Here is a 19,148-nt window from a genome sequence, read left to right as displayed (position 1 = left end):
TGGATCAATCTCGAAAGCAATCCTGAATAAATCCTGCGCGGTCATGTCGCACTGGGCCCGGTCCCGGGCAAGCTGGTGTCGCGTACGGCCTGAATGAATCCGATGGGCGACGCGTGGCCGTTTGCGCGACGTTTCGCCGATGCATCGTCCCGATCAAAAAGACGGGTGAATTCCATATCGACGGGATGTCGCGATTGTCGCTATTAATGTCATTTATGACTATGGCGAGGGCCTCGTCGCGCGTCTAGACTGCGAAGCATTTCCGGCAACCGCAGATCTGTCCTGCACCTTCAGTCCGACAGGGCCCATCCGATGACACGCTCGCCCGAACTCCACCTGCTGACGCTTACTGCGATCGCGACGCTGCTGATGTGGATCCCCTACATGCTGGCCAGAATCACGACGCATGGCCTGATGGCGGCCTTGAACAATCCCGACCCGTCCGCTCCGCCCGGTCCGCCGTGGGCAGAACGTGCACGGCGCGCGCATGCGAACGCGATCGAGAATCTCGCCGTGTTCGCCCCGCTCGTGCTGATGTGCGCGATGACGGGGGCGAGCAGCCCGGCGACGGTGTTCTCGGCCAGGCTCTATCTGGGCGCTCGGCTGATTCATTACGTCGTCTACGCCGCAGGCATTCCTGTCGTGCGCACGATCGCTTTCCTGGCCGGCTTCGCGGCGACGCTCACGTTCGCCGTGGTGTTGCTCGGACACGCGAGCTAACCGCCGCCTGTTTGCGTTTTACCCGTTCGCTTCTTTCAGAGGTCACCATGAAATCGACGCCGAGCAATCTCCTCGACACGATTGGCAACACGTCACTCGTCCCGTTGCGCAACGTTGTTCCAAAGAACGGCGCGCGCCTTTTCGTCAAGCTGGAAAGTCAGAATCCGACCGGCAGCATGAAGGACCGGATCGCGCTCGAGATGATCGAAGCGCCCGAACGCGATGGGCGCTTGAAGCCCGGCGGCGCGGTGGTCGAATACACCGGCGGCAGCACGGGCGTATCGCTTGCGCTGGTGTGCGCCGTCAAGCGGCATCCGCTCCATCTGGTGTCATCGGACGCGTTCTCGAGGGAGAAACTGGATCACATGCGTCTGCTCGGCGCGAAGCTGACGCTCGTTCCCAGCGACAACGGCAGGCAAACCGAGAAGTTGACGAAGGACATGATTCGCGAAGCGCATCGAATTGCCGGCGAGACGGGCGCATACATCACTGCGCAGATGGAAAATACCGATCAGCTCGATGCCTATACGAAGATGGCCGACGAGATCTGGGAACAGACCGGCGGGCGTCTCGACGGCTTCGTCCAGAGTGTCGGTACGGCTGCGTCGCTGCGCGGGATTTCGCGGCGCTTGCGCGAACACGATGCACGCATTCGGATCGCCGGCGTGGAGCCGGCCGAATCCGCGGTGCTGTCGGGCGGGGCGACCGGGGCGCACAAGATCGACGGGATCGGCGCGGGTTATGTCGTGCCGCTTTGGCGCGACGGCATCGCCGACGAACTCGAGCGGGTGTCCACGGAGGACGCGAAAGCGATGGCGTTCCGGCTGGCCGCCGAGGAGGGGCTGTTCTGCGGTACGTCGACCGGCGCCAACGTAACCGGCGCATTGCGCGTTGCCGAACGGCTCGGCCCGGACGCCACGATCGTGACGATCATGTGCGACACGGGCATGAAGTACCTGAAGTCGTTCGCGCAAACGCTCGCCTGACGGCCATGCATCGGCGCCGCATCGTTTTGCACCGGGCGGCAACCGCCCGCATTCGCGGCGCGGGTCGCGGGCAGGCCATCCGGTATCCGCGACTTCCCCGGGCGCCCGTCGCGTCGATCACTCGACGACACGCGGCGGCGTCGACAACTCCGCCAGCTGAAACATGCAATCCCCCCGCTGCACCTGTGCGGGCACGCGCTTGCACACCACCTCGCCATCGCCCTTGAACCGGTGCAGCACCGGTTCGCGCAACGGCGTATCGGGGAAATGCACCCATGCCGCCGGCTGCCCGGCCTTCACCTGGTCGCCGAGTTCGACGAGCGGCTCATACAGCCCGCGCTCGTACGCATAGACGAAATGACGATCGCCGTCGACACGCATGAAGCGCGTGACGGTCGGCGGCGCGTCGGGCACGAGCGCGCCGTGCAGCAGGCCGATATAACCGAGGTAATGCAGCAGCCCGTGGCGGCCGAGCCGGATCAGCGACGGATCGGCCATGCCGGCGCCGCCGAGTTCGGTCACGATCGAGATCGCGCCTTGCCGGCGCGCGGCCGACGCCGAATGCACGGGATTCGGCGCATGCAGCAGCGCATTCTGCAACCCGAACGCGACCAGCAGCCCGTTGAGCTTCGCGGCCTCGTCGGCGTCGAGCGGATCGATCGCGAGCATGTTGCCGCCCTGGTACAGCAGCGAGCTGCCGCCCGAATGCAGGTCGACCAGGTACTGCGCGCGCGACAGCAGCGCATGCTCGATGTAGTGGGCGATCATCTGCGTCGGCGTGCCGGTCGGGTCGCCGGGGAAGCTGCGGTTCAGGTTGCCTTCGTCGAGCGGCGACACGCGCAGGCCGGCATCGGCCGCCGGGAAATTCGCCATCGGCAGCAGGATCAGTTGCCCGCTCACCATCTCGGGTTCGATCTCGCGCATCAGTTGCGACACGATGATCTGGCCTTCGTATTCATCGCCGTGATTGCCGGCCATCACGAGCGCGACCGGGCCGTCGCCGTTGCGGATCGACGCGATCGGGATCGGCAGCCAGCCGTATGCCGAGCGGTGCACGGAATGCGGCAGCCGCAGGTAGCCCGCGTGCTTGCCTTGCGCGTCGAGATCGATTTCGCAGTGAATGGGATTGCGGTGTGAAGAGGAGGCGGTCATGGCAGCTTCGTTCGATGAACGGAATCTGCCATCTTATCGGGAAACGGCGGTGTGCCGCGCCGAACCTCCACGTGCCCTCAATCGAAATACGGCGCCAGTACCCGTTCGATCCAATCCATGAACGCCCGGACGCGCGGCGACAGATTGCGCCGATGGGCCACGACGAGCGACGCGGCGAGCGGTTCCGGCCGCAGGTCGGGCAGCACTTCCACCAGCGCGCCGCTGGCGACGTGAGTCGCGACCCCTGAATAACCGGCCTGGATCAACCCGATGCCGGCAAGCCCGGCCGCATGATAGGTCTGCACGTTGTTGACCTGCATCGCGCTCGGCAGCGCAAGCGTCGCATAACCGTCGCCGCTCGGATATTCCCAGCCGGCATGCCGGGCGCCGAGCGTCAGTGAGTACTGGACCATCCGGTGGCCGTCGCGGAGCAGGTCGTCGAGCGTATGCGGTACGCCATACCGCGCCAGATAACCGGGACTTGCCGCATTGATCATGCGCAGCCGGCCCAACGGACGGGCGATCAGCGTCTCGTCGACGATCGGACCCAGGCGGATCACGCAATCGAATCCTTCCTGCACGAGATCGACGCGCCGATCGGTGCTCGACAGCTCCAGTTCCAGCTCCGGGTGTGCCGCCATCAGTTGCGGGAGCGCGGGAACCACGACGCTGCGCGCCAGCTCGGTCGGCATGTCGACGCGCAACCTTCCCCGCAGGCGGGCGCCGTCGGCGGCGAACATCGATTGCAGCTCCTGGACGTCGGCCAGCAGGTCCCGTGCGCGCGAATAGAACGCGCGGCCGTCGTCGGTCAGCTGCACGCTGCGCGTGGTTCGATGCAGCAGCGCCACGCCGACGTCGCGCTCGAGTTGACGGATCACCATCGAGACACGGCCTTTCTGGATGCCGAGACTTTCGGCCGCCCGCGTGAAGCTCGTCATTTCGGCGACACGCGCAAAGATCAACAGCGCATCGAGGTTTTGCATTGTTCACTCACGGAGTAACAGAACGTTCAATCGGCCATCATTTATAACTCAGTTGCGACTCAGTAGAGTGCTTTCCGACGTCGTCACCCGACGACGACCTCGATGGAAGGGCACCACCATGACGCAACACGTTTCTCCGGCCAGGACGGCCGTGGTCTACCACTCCGGCTATGGCCATACTCGACGGCTGGCCGCGGCGGTCGCCGAGGGCGCCGGTGCCGTACTCGTCGCGATCGACGCCGACGGCAACATCGCGGAGGACGCGTGGGACACGCTGGCCGGTGCCGACGCGATCCTGTTCGGCTCGCCGACCTACATGGGCGGCCCCAGCTGGCAGTTCAAGAAGTTCGCCGATGCGTCGTCGAAGGCCTGGTTCGACGGGGCGTGGCGCGACAAGATTTTCGGCGGCTTCACCAACAGCGCGAGCATCAACGGCGACAAGCTCAATACGCTCGAATACTTCGTTCTGCTGGCCGGGCAGCACGGCGGCATCTGGGTGAGCATGGACATCAAGCCGGCGAACCTGAAGGCATCGGCACGTGACGACCTGAACCGCATGGGCTCCTATATCGCGCCGATGGCGCAGACGCCGGCCGACGCGTCGCCCGACGAGATGTCGCCGGGGGATCTCGAGACCGCCCGCCGCTACGGCGCGCGCGTCGCGACGATCGCCGGACGGTTTCGGACCGGGCAGCGCTGAGTCATCCGAAGTCCTTGCATGCGCGGTGCGTCCGGCAGGACGCCGCCGCGTTTTTTCAGCCGATCCTGAAGGAAAACGACCATGAAATACAAGCGACTGGGCCGCACCGGCCTGTATGTCTCGGAGCTGTGTCTCGGCACGATGACGCTGGGCGGCAATGCGGATGCCGGCATGTGGGCGGCGATCGGCGCACTGGATCAACGCGACGCGACCCGGCTGATTGCCCGTGGGCTGGACGCGGGAATCAACTTCATCGATACCGCCGACGTCTACTCGTTCGGCCAGTCCGAACGCCTCGTCGGACAGGCGCTGCGGGACATCGGCGTCCCGCGCAACGAGATCGTGCTGGCGACCAAGACGGCCGGCGCGATGAGCCCGAAGCCCAACGACCAGGGCGCGTCGCGCGGCCACATCATGGACGCCGTGCAGCGCAGCCTGGAACGCCTCCAGGTCGACCACATCGATCTTTACCAGATACACGCCAGCGATTCCGTCACGCCGGTCGAGGAGACGTTGCGCGCGCTCGACGATCTGACGCGCCAGGGACTGGTTCGCCATGTCGGTGTCTCCAACTGGCGCGCGGGAAAAATCGGCAAGGCGCTTGGCCTGAGCCAGGGGCTCCATGCGACGCGCTTCGAGACGCTGCAGGCCTACTATTCCATCGCCGGACGCGACGTGGAGCGCGAACTGGTGCCGCTCGCGATCGACGAGCAGATGGGGTTGCTGGTCTGGTCGCCGCTTGCCGGCGGGTTGCTGTCGGGGAAGTTCGGTCCCGGTGCGTCCGCCGAGGACGGCTCGCGACGCAGTCATTTCGACTTTCCGCCGGTCGACCTCGAGCGCGCGTGGCCGTGCGTCGCCGCGATGCGCTCGATCGCCGACGCGCACGGGGTCTCGGTCGCGCGGATCGCGCTGGCCTGGTTGCTGGCGAAGCCGCATGTCACGAGCGTCATCGTCGGCGCCAAACGGATCGAGCAGCTCGAAGACAATCTCGGCGCGGTCGACGTCGTCCTGACCGAGGATGAACTGGCCGGCCTGGACGCCGTGAGCGCGTTGCCGCCCGCCTATCCGGGCTGGATGATCGATCGTCAGGACGCGGGCAGGGTGCCGCGGCCTTTTACGGGCGTCGCGTCGAAATAAGCCGGCACGCCTCGCGGGCGTTCGAGCGGGCGAGGCGACCTCGTTGCTTCGTCAACCGCGACAGGTTCATTTCGATCGACGAGAACGGCAACGCGAGATCGCGCGGATGTTGCAGCGTTGAATGCATGCGGCGCGTGGCGGGCCGCATCCGGGCATCGAATTTCGCGCCGGTCCCTTGTCGCGACAGGGGCCGGCGCGTGCGACCGGCTTACCGGCCCGATGTTTCAGCTTCGAGACGTCCTTCTTCCCACAGTGCCCAGAAACGGCTGCCGGCGCGATACGGATTCGCGCGTCGCGTGCCGTGATCGGCGATGCCCTGGCGAAACGCGCCGTACAGCGTCAGCGGCGGATTGTCGACGCAGGCGGCTTCGCGCGCGGCCGGCATGCGGCGCTCGGACACGAGTCGGCGGATCAGCGATGCGCCGTCGATCACATCCAGTTCGTCGATGGTTTCGCTGCGGCTGAGGACTTCGACGGTATTCATGTTGGGTCTCCCTGACAACCTGTTTCCCTGACAGGGAGCAATAAGGGTGCCAACCATGAAAAGCCTTGCACTGCGTCGAACGTGCCGGCTTCTGCCGTCAACGTGATGCGCGGCACGCGGCGATGTTACGGAACATGTCACGTGACACGCGAATGCGCGACGTCACGCGCGAACCCGTCATGCGTTTCGGAATTGACTCATCGGGACGATACGACGGGCAGGGAAAGGACGGCGAGGCGGCGGGCGGCGCAGGCGCTGCCCGGTCAGCTCGCGGCGGCCGGCACCACGCGGCGGCTGCCGCTCGAGTAGAAGCAGTAGATGCCCTTGCCGGCGGACTTCGCGTCGTACAGCGCGCTGTCGGCTTGCCGGATCAGTTCGTCGGGCGAGCCGTGCCCGTCGTCGAGCGCGATGCCGATGCTGATGCCGATGCAGACGGTCTCGCCGATCGACAGCGCGTACGGCGCCGAGACCTGCCGGATGATGCGCGCGGCGAGGACCGAGCACGCCTGCATCGTCGTGTCGTCGATCGCGACGATGAACTCGTCGCCGCCGATGCGCGCCGCGAGCTCGCCGGGCGGCAGCGTCTTGCCGAGCCGCTCGGCGACCTGCGTGAGCACTTCGTCGCCGGCCTGGTGGCCGAAGCGGTCGTTGATCGCCTTGAAGCCGTCGAGATCGAGATACATGACGGCGAAGGCAGGGCCCGGCAGGCGCGGCCGGCGTGCGAGCCGCCGCGTGAGCTCCGCATGCAGTTCGTGGCGGTTCGGCAAACCCGTCAGCGCATCGTGCCGCGCGAGGTGGCGGATATGTTGTTCGGTCTGGCGGCGCGCGGTGACATCCTCCACGATGATCACCGCATTGCCGTCCGGCACGCGATGGCGCGTCAGTTCGAGCTGGCGGCCATCGGCCAGCGCGATGTCGAACGGCTCCGGTTCGGCGCGGCGCAGCCACGCGTTGCACTGCGCGGCGAGGCCGGCGCCGGAATCGGCCACGGCGTTCGCGCCGAGCGCGGCAACGACGTCGGGCAACGGCGCATCGAGCATGATCTCGCGCGGCGATCCGAACAGCTGCGCGGTGCGCCGGTTCGCGACGATCACGCGGCTGTCGCCGTCGATCATGCACAGGCCGTGCGGCATATAGGTGAGCGCGGCGTCGAAGCGCGCGACGAGTTCGGCGTTGCGCTGGCGTGCGGCGATCAGCGCGACGAGCACGCGGTAGTGTCGCTGGACGACCGTGCGCATCGCGGCGAGGTAGATCACGAGCGGCGGCACCAGCAGCCAGGCGCCCGACCGGTGGGCGAGCAGGGCGCCGACGCCGATCGGCAGCACGCCGAGCGTGACCTGCGTCATCGCGAGCCGCGGCAGCGCCGAATTGCGCGACGCGATCCCGCCGAACACGCCGCCGGCGACCATCACCGACAGCGTGCCGAGCTCGACGTCGACGGCCTGCACGCAGCCCATCACGCCGAGGCCGAGCACGAAGCACGCGACGAGCGAGACGGGCGCGTAGCGCATCGCCCAGTATTCGGCGCGGTCGTCGCCGGCATCGCGCCGCACGGCGTACGCGCGTGCGATCGCGAGCCGCGCGATGAGCAGGCCGAAGTCGGCGACGAGCCAGGCGACGCACCAGAGCTGCTGCAGCCGAAGCAGGGCGACGGCCGCGACGAAGCTGCTCGCGAGCCCGGACAGCGCCATCGGGCGCACGTCCTCGAACAACGTCACGAGCATCGACGGGCGCAGCGCGGCCGTCACGCGGTGGTTGCCGGAGGGAGGAGTGGCGAGAACGGAGTTCAGGAGGGATGTCCTGACTGCCATGGTCTTTTTACCTCGACACGATGTCGCGATGGCTGGCGGTGCCCGCACGGCACGTGGCGGAAGCACCGGCCGGTGCCGGATGCGCACGACATTACCATGAAAAATGCGCGATGCGGGCCGGCCGGCAGCACCGCGCACCGCGTCGGAGGTGGGGCGTCAGCGCTGCCTGCGAAAGTCTTGCGCATTCGCCGGCGCGCGGGCCGCATCGCTGCGAGCGGAACGATGCATCGCGCATGCTTGCCGCATGCCGCCAGGATGGCCGGGGCCGGAGCGAACCCGCGGTCGACGCGGACGAATGTGCGCCGCGACCGCCCGCCACAGCCCGGCTGAATCCCATTATAAGAAATTCAATAAGTATTTCATGCGGGAAATACTATAGGCGATATATCTAAAACAATGCCAGAATGCGCGCCGCTCCGAACGTCGCGACACCCGATCGCCGTCCGAGCCGCATCAGGAGGTTCCCCCCAATGAAAAACCACGGCCTGTCACGGCGGGGTTTTCTGAAAGCCAGCGTGCTGGCGGGCGTCGCGGTGTATGTCGCGCCCCTCGGCAGCCGCGCATTCGCGGCGCTCTTCGAAGAAAAACTCCTCACCCCTGTCAAATGGGATAGCGTCACCGGCATCCCCCAATTCCGCATCGACGGCATCGCGAAGGTCACGGGCGCGAAAGTGTTCGCCCGCGACGTGCGCGCCGCCGACATGCCGCACTGGCCGCAGCAGCAGTCGCATGCGCTGATCCTGCGCGTCACGCAGGCCGACCGTGCGTACGAGGGTTTCGACCTGTCGCTGCTCGGCGACGACCTGAAGCCGGACCGCGTGGTCACGGCCGACGATCTCGCGCGCGACGGCGTCGCGTTCCCGGCGTTCTACGGCGACGACATGCTGTTGCCGGCCGGCAAGACGCCCGCGTACCTCGGTCATGCGGTCGCGATCCTCATCTATCACGACTTCGCGCGCTTCCGTTTCGCGAAGAACGCGCTCAAGTTCCGCGACGACGTGATCCGCTACGGCGCGGTCACGGGCCCGCTCGAGCGCGACCCGTGGGGGACCTTCCGCTACGTGCGCGTGGGCGGCAAGACGGCCTATGACGACGATGTCTATTCGAGCCTGAAGGACGCGCCGATCTTCCCGAGCATGATGCGCAAGCACCTGCCGGTGTGGCCGGACGGCAAGGAGCACGGCAAGCTCGACGAGCAGGGCATGTTCCTGGCCGGGCAGATCGCCGGCGAGCTCGACCATCCGTCGGCCGACTGGCTCGTGTTCGAGCGCGAATACAACACGCAGTCGGTCGACACGGCCGCGCTCGAACCCGACAACGCGAACTGCTGGTACGACGCCGCGACGCAGGCGCTGCACCTCGTCGTGCCGACGCAGTCGCCGCTCGAAGTGTCGGAGAACGCGGCCGCGATGGTCGCGAAATGCCGCTTCCCGGTGAAGAAGCTGTTCGTGCATCCGTGCTACACGGTCGGCTACGGCTCGAAGGATCACTTCAACGTGCCGTTCTACGGCCTTGTCTGCGCGCTGTACGCGGACGGGCGTCCGGTGCGTTTCGCGAACGATCGCTACGAGCAGTTCCAGACGTCGCTGAAGCGTCACGCGTTCAAGATGCGCTACCGGATCGCGGTCGACCGCAACACGGGCCTGCTGCAGTCGTTCAAGGGCGACTTCGAGGCGAACGGCGGCGGGCGCTCGAACTTCTCGCCGTCGGTCGCGATGGTCGGCGCCACGGCCGCGCAATCGATCTACTACTTCCCGAAGAGCGACCTCGCCGCCGTCGCGATCGCGTCGCGCGCGATCGACGCCGGCTCCGCACGCGGCTACGGCACGCTGCAGAGCATGGCCGCGACCGAGATGGCCGTCGACGAGATCGCCGCGCAGCTGAACATCGATCCGATCGATTTTCGTCTGCGCAACGCGCTGCGTTCGGGGATGAAGAACACGCAGGGGGCGATTCCCGCCGGCGCGCTGCGCGTCGACGAGGTGCTGGAGCGCGCGAGGCAGCATCCGCTGTGGACGCGTCGCGTCGCGCGCAAGGCCGAATTCGAGGCGGCGCACCCGGGCCAGCGCTACGGCGTCGGCTTCGCATGCGTGCAGAAGGATTTCGGCACGGGCGCGGAAGCGTCGTTCGCGAAGGTCGAGTTCGACGAGAACGGCAAGGTGTCGCTGCAGCACACGGCGGCCGAGATCGGCACCGGGATGTCGACGTCGCAGGCCGTCGCGGTCGCGAAATGGCTCGGTCGTCCGGCGACGGACGTGCGTGTGGCCGTGACCGAATGGCCGGACCTGCCGGTCGAGACGAGCGGCGATCCGTACCTGATGTCGCAGGCCGACCAGGATCGCCTGAGCGCGAACCCGCGCTGGTCGCCGGGCTACGCGTCGCCGTCGAGCGCGACGAACTCGGCGTACTACTTCACGCACAGCACGCGCGAAGCCGCACGTGCGGTGTTCCGCTACGGCCTGTGGCCGGCCGCGATGTCGATCTGGACGCGCGGCCTCGGCGGCGGCCAGGCCGCGCCGTACACGATTCGTATCGAGGACGCGCGCTGGGTCGACGGCAAGCTGACCGCCGACGGCCTCGAGCCGCTGACGTTCGAACAGCTCGCGAAGCAGGCGCATGCGCTCGGCCTGCCGACCGGCGCCGTCGTGCACGTGTTCAACCGCTGGCAGTGGACCGATGCCGAGTTCGAAGTGGGCGGCACGGTCGAACGTCTGCCGATCGACGGGCTGTCGCTGCGTGTCGGCGCGCCGAAGACGGGCGCCGACAGCGGCCCGGTGCCGGGCACCGCCGCGCCGGCCGGCGCGACCGCGATGCACGGCACGCTGGCGCCGACGACGAACGGTTATCGCGTGCTGGACCGCAAGCGCGTGTTCATCCCGCCGACGAGCCGCAATAACGCGGCCGTCACGTACTACACGGCGGTCGGCACGCTCGTCGAGCTGGCCGTGCATGAAGCGACCGGCAAGGTCGAGCTGCTCACGCACCACTCGATCATGGAATGCGGCAACCAGATCTCGCCGCAGCTCGTGTCGGGCCAGTTACAGGGCGGCCTCGCGATGGGCATCGGCCATGCGCTGCACGAGTACCTGCCGCTCTACGAGGACGGCCCCGGCAACGGCACGTGGAACTTCAACCGCTATCAGTTGCCGCGCGCGTCGGACGTCGCCGTGTGGACGCAAACGGGCGACGTGCTGCCGCCGCTGTCCGAGACCGATCCGCCGAAGGGCGTCGCGGAAGTGGTGATGATTCCCGTCGTCGGCGCGATCGTGAACGGCATCGCGCACGCGATCGGCCATCGTTTCACCGACCTGCCGGTGACCCCGCAAAAGATTCAGGAGGTGCTCGCATGACGACCGCCCAAACCGCGGCTTCGGCCGCGAGCGCCGGCGCGGCTGCGACCGGCGCTTCCGCACCGGCCGCGGCTTCGGTCGCACCGGCATCCGTTGCCGCCGCGCCGGCTGTGCCGGCCTCGGCACCGGCCGCCGTCGAGCGGCCGCTCGTCCGGTTCCAGCAGAAGCCGCTGTCGGTCAATATCAACGGCAAGTCCGTCGGCCCGATGCAGGTGCCGGAAGGGCTGATGATGATCGAGTTCCTGCACGAGTACGCGGGTCTGACCGGTTCGCGGCTCGGCTGCGGGCAGGGCATTTGCCACGCATGCGTCGTGATCGTCGACAAGCCGGACGGCACCAGCGAGGAGATGCGCACCTGCATCACCGGCGCGCACTTCTTCCACGGCCGTTCGATCCGCACGATCGAAGGCCACGCGAAGCGCAACGAAGCCGGCGAAGTGGTCGAGCTGTCGCCGATCCAGCAGAAATTCCTGGAGCACTTCAGCTTCCAGTGCGGCTACTGCACGCCGGGCTTCGTCAACGCGGCGACCGTGCTGATCGAACGCCTGAAGCGCGAGCCGATCGCGAAGGCCGACGTCGAGCGCACGATCACCGAGGCGCTCGACGCGCACATCTGCCGCTGCACGGGCTATGTCCGTTACTACGAAGCCGTCAAGGACGTGGTGCTGGCGACGCCGGGACTCGTGAAGGACGCCGCATGAAACGCACATTCGCTTTTCGTGTCGCGCGGGCCGCGGGCCTGCCCGCGCTCGCGGCGGCCTGCGCGCTGCTGCTCGCGGCGTGCGGCGGCCACGACACGCCGGTCCCGAGCGCGGCTACCGGCGCGCCCGGCGCCGACCAGGTCGCGCGCGGCCGCTATCTCGTCAAGGCCGCCGACTGCGCGGCGTGCCACACCGCGAAGGACGGCGCGCCGTTCGCCGGCGGCGCGGCGCTCGAATCGCCGTTCGGCACGTTCTACGGCTCGAACATCACGCCCGACAAGGATCACGGGATCGGCAGCTGGAGCGCGGACGATTTCTACGCCGCGCTGCACGACGGCAAGGCGCCCGGCAAGCGCCTGTATCCGTCGATGCCGTACACGTCGTACCGTCAGCTCACGCGCGCCGATGCCGATGCGATGTACGCGTACCTGATGACGGTCAAGCCCGTCGCGCAGGAAAACCGCGCGCACGACCTGAAGTTCCCGTACAACCTGCGCTTCGGCATGGTCTTCTGGGACATGGTGTTCCTGAAGGACAGCCTGCCGGACGCGTCGGTCGGGCAATCCGCCGACTGGCAGCGCGGCCGCTATCTCGCGGGCGCGCTCGGCCACTGCGCGGAATGCCATACGCCGCGTGCGTTCACGGGCCAGCTCGACGGTGCGAAGCCGTTCGCCGGCGCGGCGCTCGGCCGCGTGGCCGCGCCCGACATCACGCCGGCCGGCCTTGCCGCGCGCGGCTGGACGGGCACCGACCTGCAGACGTTCTTCGGCGTCGGCATCGCGCCGCAGGGCTCGGCGTTCGGCGAGATGTATCCGGTCGTGCACCTGAGCACGCAATACATGACGAAGGACGACCTGCGCGCGCTGTCGGTGTACCTGCTCGGCGATACGCCGCCTGCGCCGCAACCGGTGAAGCCGGTGTCCGCCGATGCCGCGCAGCTTGCGGCGGGCCGCTCGGTGTATCTGGCGGTCTGCGCGGGGTGCCACGGCTTCAACGGCGAAGGCAAGCCGCACGTCGCGGTGCCGATGAACGGCAACTCGACGGTGCGCCAGGGCGATCCGCGCAACCTGCTGGTCGCGATGCTCGACGGCATCGACGAGCAGAAGTTCGCCGGCTTCGAAAACCTGCAGGCGATGCCGGGCTTCGCGCGTACGCTCAGCGACGACGAGCTCGCGCAGCTCGCGAACTACCTGCGCGCGACGTGGGGCGGCCAGCCCGCGAGCGTCACGCCGGCCGACGTGAAGGCGATGCGTTAAGTCGTGCCCGGGGCGGGGCATCGTGCGCGAGGCAGCCGGTTTCCGGCGCTCGCGCGCGATGCCCCGCCCCTTTTCCGGCGGCGTTTCAGTAACCGCCGCCTCCGCCTCCGCTTCCTCCCGAGCCGCCATAGCGGCTCATGCCGGGTCCTTGCGACACGCCGCTGCCCGACGACGTACATCCCGCCGACAGGACAAGCATCAGCGCCGCGATCAGCATCGCGGCCAAGGTTGCCGATTTCATCGCGATCTCCTTGCAGCGCGCAGGCCGCCGGACAGGCCGGTTCGCATGAACCGCGCGTCTGCGCGATGACGAAACGCGTCGGGCGGGGCGTTTATTCCATGGTTTTTGCCTATCGCCCTGCGCGAAGCGGCCGGATCGACGGCGGCGGGCGTCGCCTTGGTACACTCCGGCACGCCGCCATTCCGATTCCGACTACAAGAAGAACCATGAGTGCTACCGTCGAGCGCCCGCCGCGCCATTCCTCGCGCCTGTCCCGCCGTGCCGTACTCGGCTGTCTGTCGTTTGCCATCGGCGGCCCGCTGGTCGCGTCGCTCGTCTGGCCGGCGGTGATGCTGATCGCATGGTCGCTGATCGACGGCCCGTCATGGCACGTGCTGACAGTCAGCGCCGGCATGGTGCCGCTGATTTTCTTCGCGTCGTTCGTGTTCGGCTACTTCCTGCCGGCGATGGCGACCGGCGGGATCATGGGCGCGATCGGCCCACAGGTCCGGCGGCGCTGGTTCGTGCTGCTGGGCACGATCGTGGGCGCCGGCGCGATGATCGGTTATGTCCTGCTCGTGGCCTGGATGATCAAGGCCGACAAGGTGGGCGACATCAACGCGATCGCGACGCTCGATGCGATCGTGACGTCCGCGGTGATGTCGCACTGGCTGCACCGGCGGCTCGAACGGCGGCGTTGAAGGCGACGTGCCGCGCGACGGGCGCCTGCGCGGTGACGCGCATGAGCCGGGCAAGCCGGACGGCACCGCGCCGCCGCGACTGCGGCCGGCGGCCTGCGTTGCCTTCCCTTGGCGCGAACGCCGCCCGCGCGGCGGTGGATCAACGGATCAACGATAGACGAGATCGGCGCGGCGGTTCTGCGCCCACGCATCCTCGTCGTGACCGAGCGCGACCGGCTTTTCCTTGCCGAGGCTGACGGCCTCGAGTTGCGTGGCCGGGACGCCGAGCGTCTGGAGCGCGCTGAACACGGCCTGCGACCGGCGCTGGCCGAGCGCGAGGTTGTATTCGGACGTGCCGCGTTCGTCGGTGTTGCCCTGGATCAGCACGCGGCGCGCGGGATGGCTGCGCAGGTAGTCGGCGTGCGCCTGCAGCAGCGACTGGAACTCGGGCTTCACGGTGTACTGGTCGAAATCGAAGTAGATGCTGCGCTTGGCAAGCGGGCCGTTCGGATTGTCGAGCTCGTCGGCAGACACCGTCGCGACGGCTTCGCTCGAAGGCGTGGGCGCCGCGCCGGCATTCTCGGGCGTTTTCGCCGCGTTGTGGCAACCCGCCAGCAGTACGAAAATTGACAGGACCGCAAATCGGTTCATTTTGCTCATCGTTCGTCTCCAGCGGTTGACTGCGTTGAAAGCGCGGCGCGTGCGGGCTGCACGCAGCTGTCCGGCCGCCATGGCGCGAAAGGGTCGGCTTCGTCGACGTGATGCAGGTTCGTAAGCCGGTGGTGCGCCAGATGAAAGAGTGTTGCGGCCGGAACGCCGAAATACGGCGTCGCTGCAAACAGATTAGGAAAAATGTCACATCGTGACCAGTTTCTTCGCATTTTTTGCGCAAACGCGACAGTCGGGCGGCATTCCTGTTCCCGCCCGCCGCGCGCGGTGAGCCGAGCCACAGCGATCGGGCGTGCGGGATACCGTCCGCCGCCGCCTCGTCAGAACTTGTGCCGCAGCCCCAACGCGACGACCACCTGGTTGCTGTTCGCCGACGGCGTCAGCGTCCAGACGGTCGCATTGAACGCCGGATTGCCGTTACCGCCGCTCACGCTCTGGTAGACGCCTTCGAGATAGGCGTCCGTGCGCTTCGACAGCGCATAGTCGGCCTGAGCGACGACCTGGTTCCATTTCGGGCGCGTCTGGCCCGTGCGTGTGTCGAAGCGGCCCATCGTGTACGTGTATGCGGCGGCGACGCTCAGCGCACGCGTGACGAAGTAGCGGCCGTCGACCGTGAAGTTGTCGAACACCAGCGATTCTCCTTTCAGCGGTGCGATGTTGCTGCCCTGAAGCACGCCCGTCACGCCGTCGGTGGTCGAGTGCGACCACGCGGCGCCGACCGAGTGCGGCCCGAACGCATAACGTCCGGCCATCGCCCAGATCTGCTGGTTGCCGCCCGTGATCGTCGCCGAGCCGTCGGCCGTGCTCAGTGCGCCGTCCGGGTTCGGCGCATTGCGGTCGCGGCTGATCTTCAGGTAGCCGGCGCCGAGCTTCAACGGCCCGTTCGCATACGACACACCCGCGCTCCATGCCGCGTTGTTGGAGAACTGGCCGGCCGTGTTCGAGAAGCCGAACATCGCGCCGAACGTCAGCCCGCGATACGTCGGGCTCGTGTACTTCACCGCGTTGTTGATGCGGATGTTGCGGTTCGAATCGTCGTTGTCGTACGGGTGGACCGCGAGGTTGCCGCCCCAGCCGGGGCCGGACGCGCCGAGCGGCGTCACGAAGTCGAGAATCAGGTCGTACTGGCGGCCGAAGGTGAACGTGCCGGCCGTCTTCGAACTCACGCCGACCCAGGCCTGACGGCCGAACAGGTCGACGCCTTTCTGCGACAGCTTGCCGTTCGTGCCCGAGAAGCCGTTCTCGAGCGCGAAGACCGCGGCCATCCCGCCGCCGAGGTCCTCGCGGCCGCGCAGCCCCCAGCGCGATGCGTTCAGTGCGCCGCTCGTCAGCGCGACGGTGCCGCTGCCGGGCGATCCCGCGCCCTGCGTGCGCTGGTTGGTCGCGTAGGTGATCGACGTATCGATCAGGCCGTACAGCGTCACGCTGCTCTGGGCGTGCGCGATGCCCGGTGCGATGCCGGTCAGGCAGGCGGCAATGACGGTCCCCGCGACGCATGCGCCGGCATGCTTGTTCATCTGGTAGGAGTGCATAGGAGTTTTTATCGTTGATCCGGCGCGATGGCCGGCGGGTCGCATCGGCGTACCGGCCGACGGATCGAGCGGCCATTATTGGAGATCGTGCGGCCGTCGATTAAGGCGTTGCACAGGAAAGGTCCTCTGCGAAATCGAATGGAATCGCGAGGGCGACTGCGGGGATTCAGGCGGGAGCGGGACGTGTGTCGCGGCGTCCGGCGGTTCGAGCCGGGGTCGCGTGATCGTTCGTCGAACGCTTAACGGCGGGCCATCGCCAGCGCGGTGTCGAGGCCGCCATTCCGATACGCGGCCCGCACGGCGCTCGCCCGGGCTTCGAGCGCGTCGGGCGTGAGTCCGCGTCGCAGCCGGACGGTGACGCGCGGCAACGCGGCGAGCTGGTTGCGCAACTGCACGATCGATCGGCAGCAACGGAAGGCCGACGATCGCGCATCGGGGCACGACGCGGCCTCGGCAAGCTCGGCTGCCCATTCGACACCGCGATGGCGCCTGGCTTCGTCCAGATGCGGCAGATAGCGCGCGTCACCCGATAGCGCGATCAGCAGGGCTGCCCAGTGTGCGCTGCGCCATCCGAGCGGCATGTCGCCCGTCAGGTCGGCCGGCAGCGTGTCGTCGAGCACGGACAGGCTTTGCTGGCACAGGGAGTGGAAGTCGAGCGGCCGATAGCGAACCCGCGGGTAGTCGCGCAGCACATGCTCGAGTTCGTAGCCGGCATCGACCGCAGCAGCCAGGAACGATTCGGCCGGCGCAGGGCGGTTCAAGTGCAACGTCGGCGCGCACAGGAAAAGCCGGCTGATGTCGTCGGGGTAGTAGTGCATCGCGAATGTCGGGCGGGGGCGGCGCAAACCTGCTACTGATCGCCCGACAACAGCGCGGTGTAACGCCGCTGCATTTCATCGGATTCGACCGCTTCGATCGTCTGTCCGATCAACCAGTCGTAACCGAACGGGTCGCGTAGGCCGGAAGCGGCGGCGCCCCACAAATCGTCGAGCGACAGGTGCAAGCCGTAGAGGGCCGATGCCGGTACACCGGTGACGAGCCGGACCGCGCCCGGCCGAATCAGCGCGCCGACGGTCGGTACCGGAACGGCGACGTCCTTGATATACGGGGCCGCCCGTGGGCCGCCGATCACGGCGACGCCGATCGTTCGGCCGGTCTGGTCGGCGGCGTGATCGAAGAGGCGCAACGGATCCGCGTCGAGCCGGATCGCGAGGTGGACCGCGCCGGTCGGCAGCACGCGCTCGCGGCAATGTTCGTTTCGGATCGGAAACGGCGGATACGAGGCCCACACCGAGTCGATGAAGCGCCGCAGATATCCGCCGGGGCGGCGGCTGAGGATCATGGGTTCCCGTGATCGTCGGCGGCACGGCGCGCGGGATGCGCGGCCAAGCCGTTCGGTGCTGATCACGCGGATTCTACTGCGGATGGCGGATGGACGCCGACGTTGTCGGCGTTGCCGGGAGGCATGGATTGACGCCATCGGCGGGAGGCGCGCCGCGGATGCGACGGCGCCTGCGGACGGAGGAAGCCGCGGGTTCGGGCTTGATGCCAGACCGTTCGCGGGAATGTCAGTGCCGCTCGACGAACGGCGGATGCCCATGCGCCCGCGATCCCGAGGCCGGAATCCACCAGGACGAGACGCAAATCCACCGGGAACGGCGAGGGGGCGGGGCAGAATAGGGCGAGCGCGGCGACTGCCGCGCCGGCGTCGGCAGATCGCCGGTTCACGACAATTCCACTACTCTTCACTGCGTTCCCGATGCCCAATATCTTGCGTCGACCCCGGTCGGCACCACGAACGACGGCGAGCGTCGCATTCGTCGCCAGCCTGCTCACCGGATGCGCTGCCGTGACTTCGTCCGCTCCGGCCGATCCTCAGCAGCAGTTCGTTGCCCAGCAGCGAAACGACAACATGCGGTACCTCGATAGCCTCGCGGCGTACAAGCCGTTGTTCGAGAATCCCGGCGGCTATAGTCGCGCGCAAGTGCTGGAAAAGTACGACGCGATGCTCTATCAATACTCGGTCGCCGCGGTGAGCTGGGTGCGCGCGATGTATCCTGCCGCCCGGCAAACGCTGCCGCCCGCTCTTCAGCCGTTGCCCGCGCCGTCCGGGCCGCTCGGTATCGCGGACGTGAACCGGCACTACGAGCATGCGCTCGGCATGAACGTCGGCATGTGGGAGATCAGCATGGCCGCGGATTTCGGCAAGCCGTCGAAACTGGCGGTGCCGAGATATGACGGTCCGGTGCTCTTCATGCCGGTTGCGCCGCCTTTCCCGCCGCTTCAGGATGTTCGCGATCCGCAGTTCGCACGGCTGGTGACCATGACGAAGAAAGTGGATGCCGAGCAGAAGGCGGACCTCGCTCGACAACGTGCGGAGACCGCGAAACAGATGGCGGAGACCGCCGCGAGGCACGCGGCAAACCATCCCCCGGGACCGAATCCGCTCGACTCGATCGATCCGCGGACCGGATTGCCGTATCCGCAGCCGCAGGTAGAGACCCAGCGCTGGTGCACGATGATGGGCAATGGCGTTGGCGGGCGGGTGCCGTGTTGACGCGCGGGGACAAGCGGATGTGAGCGGTCGACTGGAATCGATCAAGCTCGCGCATGCTCGAGGTGATGACGAAATGGGTCAAAAGTCGCCGGTCGCGCACCGGAGGGCGACGCCCGGGCGATTTCACGAATCGTCGCTCGTGGCGTCGTGGATCAAGGCATACCTGACTTCGGGCCGCAGCGAGTGATCGACCAGCCGCTGGCACTGCGC

At 67.5% G+C, this 19,148-nt stretch carries 18 protein-coding genes; 9 read left to right on the top strand and 9 right to left on the bottom strand.

Annotated features, from left to right (window positions below; genetic code table 11):
- Positions 1-312 precede the first annotated feature (312 nt).
- Positions 313-720, top strand: coding sequence for an MAPEG family protein (locus AC0KUR_RS14300; protein ID WP_124609827.1), 408 nt, complete (start codon positions 313-315; stop codon positions 718-720).
- A 47-nt stretch (positions 721-767) separates the two neighbouring features.
- Positions 768-1,706, top strand: a complete 939-nt coding sequence (locus AC0KUR_RS14295) for a PLP-dependent cysteine synthase family protein (RefSeq protein WP_124609849.1) — start codon at positions 768-770, stop codon at positions 1,704-1,706.
- A gap of 117 nt (positions 1,707-1,823) precedes the next feature.
- On the opposite strand, the gene AC0KUR_RS14290 is transcribed toward AC0KUR_RS14295, so the two are convergent.
- Together AC0KUR_RS14290 and AC0KUR_RS14285 are read right to left on the bottom strand one after the other, a co-directional pair.
- Entirely contained in the window at positions 1,824-2,858 is a 1,035-nt protein-coding gene (locus AC0KUR_RS14290; RefSeq protein WP_034191340.1) for a succinylglutamate desuccinylase/aspartoacylase family protein, read from the bottom strand.
- A gap of 77 nt (positions 2,859-2,935) precedes the next feature.
- A complete protein-coding gene (locus AC0KUR_RS14285) occupies positions 2,936-3,841 on the bottom strand; it encodes a LysR family transcriptional regulator (protein ID WP_034191341.1) in 906 nt (301 codons plus the stop codon).
- A gap of 118 nt (positions 3,842-3,959) precedes the next feature.
- On the opposite strand from AC0KUR_RS14285, the gene AC0KUR_RS14280 reads away from it, so the two are divergent.
- A complete protein-coding gene (locus tag AC0KUR_RS14280; protein WP_034191342.1) occupies positions 3,960-4,541 on the top strand; it encodes a flavodoxin family protein in 582 nt (193 codons plus the stop codon).
- Between the two features lie 81 nt (positions 4,542-4,622).
- Positions 4,623-5,678, top strand: coding sequence for an aldo/keto reductase (locus AC0KUR_RS14275; protein WP_034191343.1), 1,056 nt, complete (start codon positions 4,623-4,625; stop codon positions 5,676-5,678).
- Positions 5,679-5,886: 208 nt separating this feature from the next.
- Here AC0KUR_RS14275 and AC0KUR_RS14270 read toward each other — a convergent pair whose 3' ends face one another.
- Complete coding sequence (locus tag AC0KUR_RS14270; protein ID WP_034191344.1) at positions 5,887-6,162, bottom strand: hypothetical protein; 276 nt, start codon at positions 6,160-6,162, stop codon at positions 5,887-5,889.
- A gap of 263 nt (positions 6,163-6,425) precedes the next feature.
- A complete protein-coding gene (locus AC0KUR_RS14265; protein WP_034191345.1) occupies positions 6,426-7,973 on the bottom strand; it encodes a sensor domain-containing diguanylate cyclase in 1,548 nt (515 codons plus the stop codon).
- Between the two features lie 470 nt (positions 7,974-8,443).
- Between AC0KUR_RS14265 and AC0KUR_RS14260 the strand changes: the two genes are divergently transcribed.
- The 3 genes from AC0KUR_RS14260 to AC0KUR_RS14250 are packed head-to-tail and all read left to right on the top strand — an operon-like array spanning position 8,444 to position 13,280.
- Positions 8,444-11,323: a xanthine dehydrogenase family protein molybdopterin-binding subunit gene (locus tag AC0KUR_RS14260; RefSeq protein ID WP_473376069.1), complete on the top strand. Its 2,880-nt coding sequence runs from the start codon at positions 8,444-8,446 to the stop codon at positions 11,321-11,323.
- On the top strand, positions 11,320-12,024 hold the full coding sequence (locus AC0KUR_RS14255; protein ID WP_473376068.1) for a (2Fe-2S)-binding protein: 705 nt from the start codon (positions 11,320-11,322) through the stop codon (positions 12,022-12,024). The genes AC0KUR_RS14260 and AC0KUR_RS14255 overlap by 4 nt, the downstream gene beginning before the upstream one ends.
- A complete protein-coding gene (locus AC0KUR_RS14250) occupies positions 12,021-13,280 on the top strand; it encodes a cytochrome c (protein WP_069704749.1) in 1,260 nt (419 codons plus the stop codon). The genes AC0KUR_RS14255 and AC0KUR_RS14250 overlap by 4 nt, the downstream gene beginning before the upstream one ends.
- 85 nt (positions 13,281-13,365) lie before the next feature.
- Here the strand turns inward: AC0KUR_RS14250 and AC0KUR_RS14245 are convergent, their stop codons facing one another.
- Positions 13,366-13,521 carry a hypothetical protein gene (locus tag AC0KUR_RS14245; RefSeq protein ID WP_034191349.1) on the bottom strand — a complete coding sequence of 52 codons (156 nt, stop codon included), beginning with the start codon at positions 13,519-13,521 and terminating at the stop codon, positions 13,366-13,368.
- Between the two features lie 65 nt (positions 13,522-13,586).
- On the opposite strand from AC0KUR_RS14245, the gene AC0KUR_RS14240 reads away from it, so the two are divergent.
- Entirely contained in the window at positions 13,587-14,201 is a 615-nt protein-coding gene (locus AC0KUR_RS14240) for a hypothetical protein (protein WP_473376067.1), read from the top strand.
- Positions 14,202-14,348: 147 nt separating this feature from the next.
- On the opposite strand, the gene pal is transcribed toward AC0KUR_RS14240, so the two are convergent.
- The 4 genes from pal to AC0KUR_RS14220 form a co-directional block, all read right to left on the bottom strand.
- Positions 14,349-14,840, bottom strand: a complete 492-nt coding sequence (pal, locus tag AC0KUR_RS14235; protein ID WP_034191351.1) for a peptidoglycan-associated lipoprotein Pal — start codon at positions 14,838-14,840, stop codon at positions 14,349-14,351.
- Between the two features lie 329 nt (positions 14,841-15,169).
- Positions 15,170-16,381 carry a porin gene (locus AC0KUR_RS14230; protein WP_082744611.1) on the bottom strand — a complete coding sequence of 404 codons (1,212 nt, stop codon included), beginning with the start codon at positions 16,379-16,381 and terminating at the stop codon, positions 15,170-15,172.
- A gap of 239 nt (positions 16,382-16,620) precedes the next feature.
- Positions 16,621-17,199 (bottom strand): hypothetical protein, encoded by a 579-nt coding sequence (locus AC0KUR_RS14225; RefSeq protein ID WP_473376066.1) that lies wholly within the window; start codon positions 17,197-17,199, stop codon positions 16,621-16,623.
- A 32-nt stretch (positions 17,200-17,231) separates the two neighbouring features.
- The gene (locus AC0KUR_RS14220) at positions 17,232-17,723 is read right to left on the bottom strand and encodes a DUF6597 domain-containing transcriptional factor (protein WP_083286486.1); all 492 of its coding nucleotides are present in this window, start codon (positions 17,721-17,723) and stop codon (positions 17,232-17,234) included.
- A gap of 507 nt (positions 17,724-18,230) precedes the next feature.
- Here AC0KUR_RS14220 and AC0KUR_RS14215 point away from each other — a divergent pair.
- A complete protein-coding gene (locus AC0KUR_RS14215) occupies positions 18,231-18,938 on the top strand; it encodes a hypothetical protein (RefSeq protein WP_226252167.1) in 708 nt (235 codons plus the stop codon).
- The last annotated feature ends 210 nt before the right edge of the window (positions 18,939-19,148 follow it).

It is taken from the genome of Burkholderia sp. YHN3-13 (assembly GCF_055810675.1).
Note: the sequence above shows the minus strand (reverse complement) of the source record. Positions and strands in the feature narration are given on the sequence as shown.

Bases quoted from the DNA above. Each gene is read 5' to 3' on its own strand.
- AC0KUR_RS14270 (WP_034191344.1), bottom strand. From the start codon at position 6,162: ATGAATACCGTCGAAGTCCTCAGCCGCAGCGAAACCATCGACGAACTG.
- AC0KUR_RS14230 (WP_082744611.1), bottom strand. From the start codon at position 16,381: ATGCACTCCTACCAGATGAACAAGCATGCCGGCGCATGCGTCGCGGGG.
- AC0KUR_RS14220 (WP_083286486.1), bottom strand. From the start codon at position 17,723: ATGATCCTCAGCCGCCGCCCCGGCGGATATCTGCGGCGCTTCATCGAC.
- AC0KUR_RS14265 (WP_034191345.1), bottom strand. From the start codon at position 7,973: ATGGCAGTCAGGACATCCCTCCTGAACTCCGTTCTCGCCACTCCTCCC.
- AC0KUR_RS14295 (WP_124609849.1), top strand. From the start codon at position 768: ATGAAATCGACGCCGAGCAATCTCCTCGACACGATTGGCAACACGTCA.
- AC0KUR_RS14240 (WP_473376067.1), top strand. From the start codon at position 13,587: ATGACGAAACGCGTCGGGCGGGGCGTTTATTCCATGGTTTTTGCCTAT.
- AC0KUR_RS14285 (WP_034191341.1), bottom strand. From the start codon at position 3,841: ATGCAAAACCTCGATGCGCTGTTGATCTTTGCGCGTGTCGCCGAAATG.
- AC0KUR_RS14280 (WP_034191342.1), top strand. From the start codon at position 3,960: ATGACGCAACACGTTTCTCCGGCCAGGACGGCCGTGGTCTACCACTCC.
- AC0KUR_RS14255 (WP_473376068.1), top strand. From the start codon at position 11,320: ATGACGACCGCCCAAACCGCGGCTTCGGCCGCGAGCGCCGGCGCGGCT.
- AC0KUR_RS14250 (WP_069704749.1), top strand. From the start codon at position 12,021: ATGAAACGCACATTCGCTTTTCGTGTCGCGCGGGCCGCGGGCCTGCCC.
- AC0KUR_RS14245 (WP_034191349.1), bottom strand. From the start codon at position 13,521: ATGAAATCGGCAACCTTGGCCGCGATGCTGATCGCGGCGCTGATGCTT.
- AC0KUR_RS14260 (WP_473376069.1), top strand. From the start codon at position 8,444: ATGAAAAACCACGGCCTGTCACGGCGGGGTTTTCTGAAAGCCAGCGTG.
- AC0KUR_RS14300 (WP_124609827.1), top strand. From the start codon at position 313: ATGACACGCTCGCCCGAACTCCACCTGCTGACGCTTACTGCGATCGCG.
- AC0KUR_RS14275 (WP_034191343.1), top strand. From the start codon at position 4,623: ATGAAATACAAGCGACTGGGCCGCACCGGCCTGTATGTCTCGGAGCTG.
- pal (WP_034191351.1), bottom strand. From the start codon at position 14,840: ATGAGCAAAATGAACCGATTTGCGGTCCTGTCAATTTTCGTACTGCTG.
- AC0KUR_RS14225 (WP_473376066.1), bottom strand. From the start codon at position 17,199: ATGCACTACTACCCCGACGACATCAGCCGGCTTTTCCTGTGCGCGCCG.
- AC0KUR_RS14290 (WP_034191340.1), bottom strand. From the start codon at position 2,858: ATGACCGCCTCCTCTTCACACCGCAATCCCATTCACTGCGAAATCGAT.